Here is a 12,310-nt window from a genome sequence, read left to right on the forward strand (position 1 = left end):
TACAACGGTTTTGTATATGATACGTTGCGTGTGTAAGCAACTAATTTAGCAAATAAAAACCGAATAGAATATTCCGCAGGAATATTCGTAAATAGGCTAGAACCAGCAATGGATTATATACTTTGTTAGCTGTAGTTTTTTAATGTCCTTTTGGTATGATTTTTACCTTTACTTTCATTTCCTTTGAATCATCATTCAAGTCATTTTCAATTCCACGAGGGTTGATTATATAACCTTCTGGGTCATAAACAAAACAGTACAAAACTTTACAATCAGGATGAGATTTGTATTTAGCTATGTCAATTATTAATTGCTCTCCTAATTGTTTAGATTTTAAACTGCTTCTTGTTTTTTTAATCTCAATAACAATTTGTTCTTTTTTAAGTAGAAAATCAGACCTTGTTGAGCCTCCAGCATAACTTGGATTCCATTCTTCTGCTCGAACGTCATCGTAATAAATTCTTAATAATGAGTGGAATAAATCTTGAGTGTCATATTCATCTTTAATGTCTAAAGTTTCTCTTTCATTATATCTTTGTCGCAATTGTTTAGCAACTAAATGAAATCTGTCCATTATTGTTTCAAGTAAAAAGATATCGTTTTTATCATTCGTTTTGATATTCTCTTTAATTTTCTGTTTTTTTGAACGCCAAGGAAAGTCTTTTCCACAATGTTTGCATATATCAGGAACTGGTGTAATTCCTCCAGAAAGGTCTATTACATTTTCTAATTTGTAATCACCTTGTATGTCGTTACCACAATTTGGACAAGTCTTAAATGTTTTCGCACCACAAGTTGTGCAAAATTCTTTATTAAATGATGGACTACTATAATAAGAATCATTTACTCCGTGTCCATTTTCGCATACTAAATATGCATCGTATTTTCCCATATTTTTTGTTCAAATTACAGCTAACGTGTTTGTATATGGTTTGTTGCGTGGTTTAAGCAACTAATTTAGTAAATAATTACCGACTAATAAAGTTTGCGAGAACTTTCGTAAGTAGGCTAGAAGCCAGCAATAAATTATATACGGTGTTGTGCAATCGGGCTTATTCTTTCAGTAGTTTTTCAATTAATTTATATATGTGTGTGCCTAATTTTTTTGGATATGGTTCATTTGTGTTATCCAAATCTTTAGCTCTTTCAATTGCTGTTTTAGTTAATGGTAAAAATATTCCTGGATTAGGTTTTTTATTATAACCTCGCCCTTGTAAATCGCCAAGAACAACATCAATATGGTTTTTCTTTCTACTTTTAGATGCATTTTCTAAAAGTTCATTCGCTTCTTCTTTACTATATTCTGTAATATCCTTTAGATGCATTACTAGCCAAATTTCAAAACAAGGATTACTCATAGCTAAGTAGAAGTTGTTTTCTTTCTTGCAATCAGCTACTAATTTGTCAAAGTTTATTTTATGTATAGTTTCCCAATGGTCTCTATCTATAATTAGCCAAAATTCATCTGTTTTTTTAAATTGATAATCTAATTTAGCTTTTTTGAGTAATTTTTTAACACTCAAGGGATCTGTTCCAGAGTTTTCTTCTTTTTTTAACGGTACAATTTCAATTAAACCTGAATCATTGAAAAATACAGACTCTCGAAAGTCATTAAAATATTTCTTTTCACTTACAGTACCTTCGTAAGATAAAACGAATAACTTTTCAGCATCCAAGAAACCTCCTTTTCTAATTAATGGTATTGGTTCTCTTGGCATACTTAATTAAATTGAGGTATAACTGTTAAATTCTCTCTGTTTCCAAACTTAGGGACACCTTTGTATCTTCCTAAAAGATAGTCTCGTCTAACTTCTTTATCAAATCGAATGCTGTAATCTTCTAAAGAATGTAATCTACTTGCTCCCATTTTATCTTTGACAACAAACCAAATCTCATCTTTACGTAGTAATTTTTGAGTCAAAAGTGTTGATTCGTGACTTGCAACAATAAACTGACTGTTCACATTTTTGCACTTAGATAGAAAGAAGTCAAATAAGTCGTATATCAAATTAGGATGCAGGCTTCTTTCCATTTCGTCAATTACGAAGACGTTATCTCCTTTGAAAAAATCAATTATTAGTGGTATTAAATCCATTATTCTTCTAGTGCCATCTGATTCATCTCTTAAATCAAATAGTTCGTAACCACCACCATTAATTTTATGTTTTGTTTTCAAAAGTTGAGCCCTTAATGTTCTGTCTTTTAGTATAGAAATAACATAGTATTTGTCATCTTGTATATTAGAAATAAATGCATTAGTCTTTTCTGATTTATCTCCCAACAAATCATTCTCGATATCTTTTAAGATTTCACTTGGAATATCAATTTTCTCAATATCTACCTCTTTGAATTCTATTCCATCAATACCTGTATCAAAATAGCCAAGCATTTCAGTAAATACTTTGTTTAAATCGGTGTCTTCTAGTAGTTCAAACTTTTTACCTACATTTTTAGAATTTGGATAAATAACTGTTAATGCATTTTGAAACCAATCTATAACATTTATTAGGTCGTCAATATTTGAAACATTTTCCTTAACTTTTCTTGTTCTTATTTCGGATAAAAAAAGTTGATTTTTTTGAGTTCCTTTTGCGGTGAATTCTAAAAATTGTTTTTCGTCGTTTTTTTTATTTTTGCTAAGAATTGTATCTAGGATAAATTCCTTTGACCTATTTATATCTCTTGTGAAAATCTCTTTTTCAGATTTTTTAGATATTTCATAAAGCCACTCTTCTATTATTTCTTTAGAATTAAAAACAAATCCATAAGCGTAATTTTTGTTCTTGTGTTGAATTTCGTACTCAATTCTAGAGTTTTGATTTAATAGTTTTTTGTCTAGTTTGAAGCTACTATATTTTATAGGTTGTTCTGCTTTATTACCTTTAAGAATAAGTTCTTTTCCGAATTCAATAGCTTTGATTAAATTGGATTTCCCAGATGCATTAGCTCCATAAACTACAGCTGTTTTAAGAGCTGAAGTTCCTTTTATTGATTTGGATTTATGATGTGATTTTAAAGTTCCTCTTCCTGGAATAAGAGAAAACACTTCTCGGTCTTTGAATGACAGAAAATTCTCAACTGTAAATCTGATTAGCATAATTGTATTTAAATTTTATGCAAATGTAGTGAAAAAATCACATTTCGGTTGATTTGTCGTGTGTAATGTTGTTTTGTAGCGTTTTTTTCGCCTGTTGCACAACGTTGTTGTATAAGCTTTGTTGCGTTGTTTAAGCAAGTAATTTAGTAAATAAAACACGAACGGCGAAATTCCGGAGGAATTTCCCAAGTGAGCCAAAACCAGCAATAAAGTTTATACGGTGTTAGCAATAGTATTTTTGTCTATTCTCACTCATTTTCAATAAATTTCACAGCTCTCTCAATATATATATTAGAATTATACATTGATGCACTTTCTTTAATATAATAATCAATATTTAAGCCTTTTCTTTGAACACCTTTTCCGTTTGGATAAAAAGCTCCTATACCAGTAAAATAAAATTCTTGTTTGTCTGGTAATATTGCAGAAGTAATATTCATTACTGCACCCATTGTTTGCTCTCCTATTGTAATGCAATTAGGTGCTTGTTGTATTGCCATTCCAAAAAATTCTGCCATACTCCCCGTTTGTCTATTTACAAGTAAGACTATTTTTCCTTTATAATAATTGGAGTTTTTCTTTCCAACTTTAAAAGGATTAGAAACAATTTTTAGAGGAGCTTCAGCATTATATTCTCCTAATGAAGGATTCCCTTTTAACGGAAGTAAAACTTTTATAAATTCCTTCTTTTCAGGGTATAAAAGTTTAGAAAAATCTTTTATACTAAGATTTCTAGGGTAATTCCTTAAATCTAATATAATTCCATCATCGTCTTTATTTTCTTTAAAAATTTTAGACAACTCTTTTGAAGAAATATTACCTAAATTTATATATGTTATTTTAGAATTAATTTTTCTCCAATTAGAGTTTTCTTTTTTTGTCAAACGTTCAACATTTTCTGCCTTAAACGATCTATATAATTTTATTGTTTTATCTTTTAATTCACCTTTCCTTGTAAGAATTTGAATTTGTAAAGAATCTATGTTACTTTTTAGTATAAATCTATTTAATCGTTCTCTTAAATAAGTTTCGTTAGAAACTGAAATTAAATTAGAAAACTTACTGTTGATATAATCGGTTATACTTAAATTGTTTATACCGACAATTAAATCTCCTAAGTTAATATTGTCTTTTTGGGTTAGTTTTTTATTATAAATAGCGGTAACCAATATTGTGTCATTAATTATCTTTGCTTCAAAAGGAGGCGAATGATTAAATAAAGACTTGTAAATAAACATAGATGTTTGATATGAATGAGAATCATTTAGTTTTGAAAACATATTTAATTTAGCAATTTCGTAGTCCGAAATAGTTTTGGCGTTTAAAAAAGAATATGTCAATTCTTCTAATACATCAATCCAACTTGTATCAGTTAAATATTTATTTACGTCCCAATATTGAATGATATTCCAAAAACTATATAGTTCTAATAATCGATGACTCTTTAATAACGGGTCAAAATCAGCAATTCCTTTTTCATTGCTAAATTCAACCATCTTATTTAGCTTATTTGAAGATGCATAATAGTTTCCAATATTATTATTGTTTTTTAATTGAATTAGTTCTTTTCTTAATTCTGAACTAAATGCTGTTTTTTCTATCCAATTATAATTTTGGTTTTTTCTAAAAATTTTTTCTGAATTAATATTAATTGAATTATTACTAAATGTTGTTGTAGGTTTATTAAACTTTTTAACAAAAGTTAGCATTTCATTATTTAATTTTTCTTGTTCGTCTATTTTTTCAATCTCATTGACAAGGTTTATTAATTCCAAATTCCAATTAAATAATCCTTGACTTATATCTGGATGATGGTATTTTAATAATCCCCCAATTAAACCAACTTGTTTGTGCTTTTCAGTTTGTGTAATTTTTGTTTGTGCATTAGCAGAAAATGTAAATAATAATAACAGATATAATAATTTGTTCATAGTAAACTAAGTTTTATCTAGACGAAAATAATTCTAAAAATATAACCTTTTGGATTCTTGTAGTTAATTCTTAGTTAATATTATTGCTAACGTGTTTGTGTATGGTTAGTTGCGTGGTTAAGCAACTAATTTAGCAAAAATGAACCGAACGAGAGGAAATTCCGCAGGAATTTCCACGTAGGCAAGTCACAAGCAATTAATTATACACGGTGTTAGGCACTGTGTTTTTTTAATTTTTTCTTATAATGTCATCTCCGTTATTGTAAATTCCATCTTTTCCAGCAGAAATCAGCGTGTAATTTACAGAGTCAATTAATTGATATTTATATGGATTTTTCCAGCCATCTGCTTTCCAACTTCCCCAAATAGGTTTACGTCTAACAAATGATTCGTAATTTTCTGGAAAAACTCCATAATGATTTTTATAAAGACTTAATTCAGTCGATATTTTATTCATTTCTTCTTTAGTTCTGTCTTCATTAACGTATTCATTGGTTATAAATTCAGCACTTTTAAAAAGTCCAGTTGTCAAAAGAGTTAGAGTTAAAGGAAATAAAACAACTACAATTAGTAAGCTAAATGCAAGATATCTAGTTGCTGATTTTTTTCCATCACGTTTTTCAATCTTATCAAAAATATCAAAAAGTGCCCAAATCATAATAATTATGTGAGGAAACCATAAAGGGATTAAATCCAAGAGGTCTATATTAAAAATAAGATAGGTTGAAACTATATCTACTAATAAAATAATTCCACCTTTTTTAAAGTCCTTAAGAATAAACTGTCCCGCTCCAGGTAAAAAGAAAGAAATAATAAAAGGAAATAGGTTTTTCATTTTACGTTAATTTTGGTTTACATTGTGCCTAACGTGTTTGTATATGGTTTGTTGCGTGTTTCAAGCAACTAATTTAGTAAATAATTACCGACCAAGAAAGTCCGCGAGGACTTTCGTAAGTAGGCTAGAACCAAGCAATAAATTATATACGGTGTTGGCATTAGTACTTTATTCAGGGAAATTTTGAATTGATTCCTTTATTTTTTTATTCAAGAATTCTAAAGTAACTTTCTTTAATTTACTAGTTGTTCTGTTCAATATTAGATTCTCAACTTTTTCATTTAAATTCTCTAAAAATTGTTTTTCAGAGTAAATCCCTTCATAAATGTTTCTTCGATATCTTCCTTCAAAATAGAAGCCTAAATTTATTATTTGTGTGTTATCCAGCTTTTTAATTACTCTCCAAATTTTATTTAAATCGTATTTCGTAAAATATGGTGTAAACATAAACTCGCTATTCATCTCTTCAACTTTTTCTAAGAATGCATTGAAATCTGATGAAAACAAATCAAATATGTCAGTTACTTCCTTTAGTTGTTGGCTCTCTTTAATGTCTTTATTAACTTCTACACAATATTCAACAATTTCAGTTAGGTCTTGGTAAAATTCACTTGTTCTATCAACTGAAAGTCGAAAATGAATACTTGTAACATATTTATAATTATGTTGACCTTTGCGTATTCCTTTTTTAAATCTTTTTTTGAGGTTTTCAATATTGTAGTTAAGTAAATTGTTAAATCTAGTTGCGTAGTGAAAAATAGTTGGATATTGTTCTAAAGAAAATTCCCCTTTGTCTACATATTTTAAAAGTGAAGATGTAAAAGAGCGATATTCAGAACTCTTTAAATCCACACAATCCCAATAATTTAGTTTTGAAATTACTTTTTCTCTTTCGGGAATTGTATTGTCTTCAAATTTGTATACTAAATTTAATTCTTCAGCTATTTGCTCAACCTTAAATGAAGTTTGTCCAGTTATGTAGTTGAAAATAGAATTAAAATATACTCTTTGGACATTGTCGTCTGGTGAATATTTTTCTTTGAATAATTCAGCGTAAGTTTTTGGTGCATTTGCTTCTTTAGAATCTCCAATAAACCTTGAAATATTAAATGAAAATCCTTGAAAAACTTCTTTAATCTCAGCGAAATTCGTTGTGTTTAACTTCCCCATTTTGTACTCGATAGATATTGGTAAAGTAAAATTCAAAATTTCCTCAAGCACATTTTTTTTTATTGTATCGAATTTGTTTTCCGTTGAAAGAAAATTAGTTGTATCATTAAATACTATTTTGAAATGTTCTAAAAAGAATAATAGATTTCTAAGATTGTCTTTGTTTTGAGAAATTCTATGTACAATATTTTTCTTATGTTCAATTAAAAAATCAAAATACGGTTTGTTTGCAGTTTGATATTTTGATTTAATAATCCTATCGAATGTTAAAGAGACATTAGTGCTGAAACTTACTGAAATTCCAATTACCTTTTCTCTTAATAACGAATAATTATCAATCTCGTTAGTATTTATTTCTTTTCTAAGTTCGTCTTCATTGGCTATTAATAAGATTTTTGCATTAAGGTTTTCTACAAGATTGTTCACAAAACCAAACACTTCCTTTAAATCAAGTTCTGAGCTTTTTCTATCTAAGTCATCAATACATATTAAAATTTTACGATAATCAGTTAAGCTCTCACTAGATGTTCCAGTTTCGGATAATAAATCTTTTAAATTACTTCCGAAATGTTTTAAAACAGTATTTCCTAAACCTGCGACAATTTTTACACCTCTTTTTTTTAATATTGGATATAATTCAACAAATATTTGATTTTGAATATCTTCGATAGATTTAACTCCAAAAAGTGAAATTAGTATTGGAATATAGGTTTCGTCTTTTTCTGAATTGGGAATTTTTAATTGAGCTATTTTAGGAAAAAGTTGATTCTTGATATAATGTGTTTTTCCAATACCATAATCGCCATTAATAATTATAGCATAATTCGTGTCTAGTTCAAGATATTGTTCTATTCTATATGTTATTTCTTCGTTCATTTCGTATTAATGCCAACGTGTTTGTATATGGTTTGTTGCGTGGTTTAAGCAACTAATTTAGTAAATAATTACCGACCAAGAAAGTCCGCGAGGACTTTCGTAAGTAGGCGAGAAGCTAGCAATAAATTATATACGGTGTTGGCAAATCGTTTTTTAATTCATATTCGGCAATATTAGACTTAATCCGTAAAAATAAATTCCGCCAATTATTAAAATTCCGATAAAATTTATTTTCAGAGTTGTGTTTTTTAAATCAGTCCATATTGTTTTTAATTTTTCTTTTTCCGATTCGACAACTTTAGTATTTGCAATAAAATCTCCAATTCGTCTTTGTGGATTTATAAATCCGATAATAACTTCTAAAGGCCAAGCAACACAGATTGTCAAATTCCGAACGAAACATTGTAATTCGGTAGCAGGCCTTTCCGTTTTTCGATTTATTACTTGATAGCCCAAAATCCGTTTTGCAGGACTTTTGCCTTTAAAAAAGTCTTTATTTAAATAAATAAAAACTATTAAGAAGAAAACAAAGAATCCCATTCCGTCATTCATTTTCAGTCCGATGTTTTCAGATATTATTGTCAAGATAATTGATGGTGGAATAATCAAAATACACATTATAAAATGGTCTAATAACATACTCGCAATTCTCCGAAGTCTATAGTTTCCATCAACTGTTTTTTTTATTACTCCAACAGCTGAAATTTCGTTAGAATTTTGATGTTTTTCGGTCATTTCTTAAATGTTTGCCAACGGTCTTGTGTATGGTTAGTTGCGTGGTTAAGCAACTAATTTAGCAAAAATGAACCGAACGAGAGGAAATTCCGCAGGAATTTCCACGTAGGCAAGTCACTAGCAATTAATTATACACGGTGTTACCCAACGTTTTTGTTCTTTAAAATTAATTCAACTGCTTTCACAGCTTCTTTCTGATATTTTGATTTGTTAGTCAAAATTTCGTTTAACTCGGTTTCTGATTTTGTTTTAAATTTCTCAACAAACTTTTCGGTTTGGCTTTTTTCTTTTTTCCTTTTCAATTCTTGTTTTAGTTCTACTGTTTTTTTTGAATCGGATTTATTAATGTAGGTAAACATTCTAAACCTATATTTTGTGTTTTTAAAAAAAGGATCATTGTGAATAAAGTCGTGAAGAATGTTGGTCAAAAAGTATCTATCTCCATTCTTAAATTTCAAGTCCCAATATCCAAAGTCAGATACAAGCATGGGAATTCGTCCAGCTCTATCTATTGCATTTTTGTAATAAATTCCAAGATGATAAGTTGATTCCGAAACATCATTTATCGTGTACGTTTTAGTCTTTCCGTTTTGAGTGATTTCAATTTTTTTTGAGTCAAAGTCCAAAGTAAAAGTAGTGCCTTTGTTTTCAAAGTAATAATTGAGATAGATTAACAAAGACGGAATGTTCATAATTAGGATTATGACACTAATAATTATTAATATTTGTTGGTCAAGAACAAATTCGGTTTCGTTTCTCCATTTCCAATAAAAAGGCAATACGATTATCAGAAAAGCTATCATTTTGAGGTTGTCAAAAAGTAGTTCTTTCAGAAGCTTGTTGTTTATTTCGTAGTGTTTTTTCAAATGTTGGGTAACGTGTTTGTATAAGAATAGTTGCGGGTTTGTATGCGAGGATTTTCCGAAGGAAAATCAGACGTTACAAACACGCAGCGACCTTTGATTTAGCACTAAACCGCAATTATTTTTATACGGTGTTGTGCGTAGTATTTTATTTATCCTTGATAGGAACATTTAATTCTGTTCCAATTTTTTCTCCATTAATTTCAAAACGTAATTTTATGTTCAGAGTGTCAGATTCCAAATAATTACTTGGAACATTTATCTCTGTTTTAGTAATTCCGTTTTCCGTTCCGAGCATTTTTATTCCAGCACCAAAAATCGAACCCGTTTTTGGGTCGATATTTTTCCATTTAAAATCCGTTCTGATTGGTGTGTCATAGGTCAAATAGTCATTTCCATTTAAGATTCTTAATTCTACGCTACTTTCTCCGTTTTCGTATATAAATTCCGAAGTGTTTTTTTTCGATTCCGTACAGCAATTCAAAGTCAGAATTAGAAGTCCAAATAGTAAAATTCGTTTAATCATCTTTCTTGTTTTGATTCTTTTTTATTCCCATTCGTTTGTGTCCATATTTTTCGAATAAGTTTTATTATCTATTAGAGATTGATAATTCTCACTCATAAAATTTACAAGTTCTAGAAATGATTCTTTTTCACCAATTACATCTTGGTCATAATATAAATTTCCAAAGTTTTTATACATATGAATAGGCGAATACTCTTTTTTATGTAATCCAATAACGTATTCATCTAAATCAGCACAAAAACTAATAATATATTCTTTATTTTCTTCTGATAGAAATTCTAAAATCTCTTTTATGGATTTTTCACGACCAGAATCTTTTTCAATTTCATATAGATAGGGTAGAGTAAAGCCATATCTGTCATTTTCGATGCAATGAATATCTATTTCTTCAATCATAAAGTTTCGGTTTGCTCATATTACGCACAACGTGTTTGTATATGGTTTGTTGCGTGTTTTAAGCAACTAATTTAGTAAATAATTACCGACCAAGAAAGTCCGCGAGGACTTTCGTAAGTAGGCGAGAAGCCAGCAATAAATTATATACGGTGTTGGGCACAGTTATTTAATTTTTGTAAGTCGTATTACAATAAGGATGAGTTATTTGTCCGTTTTCAGGATTTCCTTTTCCTCCATCTTGTTTTCTGTCAATATGGTCTATTGTAATTGAATTTTTATGAATAAATCCATTACAAATCTTACATCTTACACCATTTTTTAATGCTTCTTTAATAAATACTTCAGATTTGGAATCAGTCGTAAAGTTACTGAAGATTTCTTTTGATTCAGGTGTTGATTGTAAAGTGATATAGTCAAATTTGGTTGTTAGAATTATTTCTTGAACACTTTCTTTGACAGACTTACCTTCTAATATTTTTTTATTTATCTCTGTGTAAAATTCTACTACGTGAGGAATAGCTTTAAATGCACTTCTATATTTTCTTGAAATTTGCTGAATAATATATTCATAACCAAGTAAAAATTCTTCGAACTTTTCTCTAGTTTTTATAAAGTCATTGTACTTGTTTCTTTTTTCAAGTTCTTTTACATAAGCTAAAGTGAAATAGAAAGAAGCTGGCTTGTGTTTACCTTCTATTGAATAGAAATATACAATTGGATGTAAACCAAGAGATGATGGATGAACGCTATTTAAACGCCAAGCTAATTTCCTTACATTTTTTAAATATCTTAAAGTTTGTGAACCATCTAAATCATCGTCTAGATTTTCTGAAAAATTTGGTCCTATATTGCTACTCATATTTACAAACTCTAAAATCAGAGGTAAACTTTGTGCAGAAGCTAGTTTTCCACCAATAGGAATGTCCAATGTTTTGACTGGTGTCTTTAATGTTGGATTGTAAATTATATTATGAATTTCTTTAGATATTTTTTGAATATCTGCTTGTATTTCAGCTGAAAAATCGGACCAATATTTATGTCCTTGTCCACCTCGTATAATTGCTCTTGCAGCGATACAATTCCCTTTTTTCCTCGACTCAAGTATTTTTAGTTCGGTTGGGTCAATTTTTGAAGGTTGTTGATTTATTTTAAAGAATGACTTTTCGGCTTTTTTAGCATCTCCATCTACCCATTGAACTTGAATAGAAAAAGCTCCTAAATTTTTTGCTTTTTGAATTAGGTCCTCATTTCCGTTTTCTTGAATTGGTGCGTTTATAATATCTTCATATTTTCCAATTCTCTTATTTATTAATTTTCTTGTTCTCGCTGCTATCTCTTTAAATTCCTCGTTTAAGCTATCTCCAAATAGTTTTTGCGAAATTTCTCCATCTCCATAATCGTCTTTAATCCAAGAAATTAATGCACTTAATCGATGAGCACCATCAATAACAAAATACAAGCCTGTATTATTTCTCCATAATATAATAGCAGGTATTAATTCTCCATTAATAAAACTCTCAATAAATTCAGCTATTTTTTTCGCATCCCATTCATTTGTCTCTCTTTGGAAATCTGGTTTCCTTAAGAATGGGTAAAAGAATCCACCTGTAAAATTAGAAATTGATATTGAGTTGAATAAATTAGTCGAGTTTTGACTCCCAATTACTTCGAAATCCTCTCTTGGTATTATTGCATCTAAATTTACTTTTGCCATTCTATATTTTTGTTTTTAACGCGATTTCTTTAATTGTGCCCAACGGTTTTGTATATGATACGTTGCGTGGTTTAGCACGTAATTTAGCAAATAAAATCCAGATAGAAAATCCGCTAGGATTTTCGTAAGTAGGCTAGTACTAGCAATGGATTATATACGGTGTTGTA

General features: G+C 29.1%; 11 protein-coding genes. All 11 read right to left on the reverse strand.

The genetic code is table 11. The features are described 5' to 3' along the window. Positions 1–139: 139 nt before the first annotated feature. On the reverse strand, positions 140–892 hold the full coding sequence (locus ACFSSB_RS15330) for a DUF2321 domain-containing protein (protein WP_379905882.1): 753 nt from the start codon (positions 890–892) through the stop codon (positions 140–142). Positions 893–1,052: 160 nt separating this feature from the next. Beyond that, positions 1,053–1,718 (reverse strand): RloB family protein, encoded by a 666-nt coding sequence (locus ACFSSB_RS15335; protein ID WP_379905884.1) that lies wholly within the window; start codon positions 1,716–1,718, stop codon positions 1,053–1,055. 2 nt (positions 1,719–1,720) lie between these two features. Continuing rightward, complete coding sequence (locus tag ACFSSB_RS15340) at positions 1,721–3,097, reverse strand: AAA family ATPase (RefSeq protein WP_379905888.1); 1,377 nt, start codon at positions 3,095–3,097, stop codon at positions 1,721–1,723. Between the two features lie 248 nt (positions 3,098–3,345). Beyond that, on the reverse strand, positions 3,346–5,028 hold the full coding sequence (locus ACFSSB_RS15345; protein WP_379905891.1) for a S41 family peptidase: 1,683 nt from the start codon (positions 5,026–5,028) through the stop codon (positions 3,346–3,348). 229 nt (positions 5,029–5,257) lie between these two features. After that, entirely contained in the window at positions 5,258–5,863 is a 606-nt protein-coding gene (locus tag ACFSSB_RS15350) for a hypothetical protein (RefSeq protein WP_379905893.1), read from the reverse strand. Positions 5,864–6,031: 168 nt separating this feature from the next. After that, the gene (locus ACFSSB_RS15355; protein WP_379905895.1) at positions 6,032–7,909 is read right to left on the reverse strand and encodes a hypothetical protein; all 1,878 of its coding nucleotides are present in this window, start codon (positions 7,907–7,909) and stop codon (positions 6,032–6,034) included. Between the two features lie 153 nt (positions 7,910–8,062). Next, on the reverse strand, positions 8,063–8,644 hold the full coding sequence (locus ACFSSB_RS15360; protein ID WP_379905897.1) for an RDD family protein: 582 nt from the start codon (positions 8,642–8,644) through the stop codon (positions 8,063–8,065). A gap of 140 nt (positions 8,645–8,784) precedes the next feature. Then, positions 8,785–9,510 (reverse strand): hypothetical protein, encoded by a 726-nt coding sequence (locus tag ACFSSB_RS15365; RefSeq protein WP_379905899.1) that lies wholly within the window; start codon positions 9,508–9,510, stop codon positions 8,785–8,787. A gap of 145 nt (positions 9,511–9,655) precedes the next feature. Further along, complete coding sequence (locus tag ACFSSB_RS15370) at positions 9,656–10,033, reverse strand: hypothetical protein (protein WP_379905901.1); 378 nt, start codon at positions 10,031–10,033, stop codon at positions 9,656–9,658. 21 nt (positions 10,034–10,054) lie between these two features. After that, the gene (locus ACFSSB_RS15375; protein ID WP_379905903.1) at positions 10,055–10,429 is read right to left on the reverse strand and encodes a hypothetical protein; all 375 of its coding nucleotides are present in this window, start codon (positions 10,427–10,429) and stop codon (positions 10,055–10,057) included. Between the two features lie 166 nt (positions 10,430–10,595). Next, positions 10,596–12,143 carry a GmrSD restriction endonuclease domain-containing protein gene (locus ACFSSB_RS15380; protein ID WP_379905905.1) on the reverse strand — a complete coding sequence of 516 codons (1,548 nt, stop codon included), beginning with the start codon at positions 12,141–12,143 and terminating at the stop codon, positions 10,596–10,598. Positions 12,144–12,310: the final 167 nt, after the last annotated feature.

It is taken from the genome of Lacinutrix gracilariae, assembly GCF_042684485.1.
GTDB classification, from domain to species: Bacteria; Bacteroidota; Bacteroidia; order Flavobacteriales; family Flavobacteriaceae; genus Oceanihabitans; species Oceanihabitans gracilariae.

Bases quoted from the DNA above. Each gene is read 5' to 3' on its own strand.
- ACFSSB_RS15330 (WP_379905882.1), bottom strand. From the start codon at position 892: ATGGGAAAATACGATGCATATTTAGTATGCGAAAATGGACACGGAGTA.
- ACFSSB_RS15335 (WP_379905884.1), bottom strand. From the start codon at position 1,718: ATGCCAAGAGAACCAATACCATTAATTAGAAAAGGAGGTTTCTTGGAT.
- ACFSSB_RS15340 (WP_379905888.1), bottom strand. From the start codon at position 3,097: ATGCTAATCAGATTTACAGTTGAGAATTTTCTGTCATTCAAAGACCGA.
- ACFSSB_RS15345 (WP_379905891.1), bottom strand. From the start codon at position 5,028: ATGAACAAATTATTATATCTGTTATTATTATTTACATTTTCTGCTAAT.
- ACFSSB_RS15350 (WP_379905893.1), bottom strand. From the start codon at position 5,863: ATGAAAAACCTATTTCCTTTTATTATTTCTTTCTTTTTACCTGGAGCG.
- ACFSSB_RS15355 (WP_379905895.1), bottom strand. From the start codon at position 7,909: ATGAACGAAGAAATAACATATAGAATAGAACAATATCTTGAACTAGAC.
- ACFSSB_RS15360 (WP_379905897.1), bottom strand. From the start codon at position 8,644: ATGACCGAAAAACATCAAAATTCTAACGAAATTTCAGCTGTTGGAGTA.
- ACFSSB_RS15370 (WP_379905901.1), bottom strand. From the start codon at position 10,033: ATGATTAAACGAATTTTACTATTTGGACTTCTAATTCTGACTTTGAAT.
- ACFSSB_RS15375 (WP_379905903.1), bottom strand. From the start codon at position 10,429: ATGATTGAAGAAATAGATATTCATTGCATCGAAAATGACAGATATGGC.
- ACFSSB_RS15380 (WP_379905905.1), bottom strand. From the start codon at position 12,143: ATGGCAAAAGTAAATTTAGATGCAATAATACCAAGAGAGGATTTCGAA.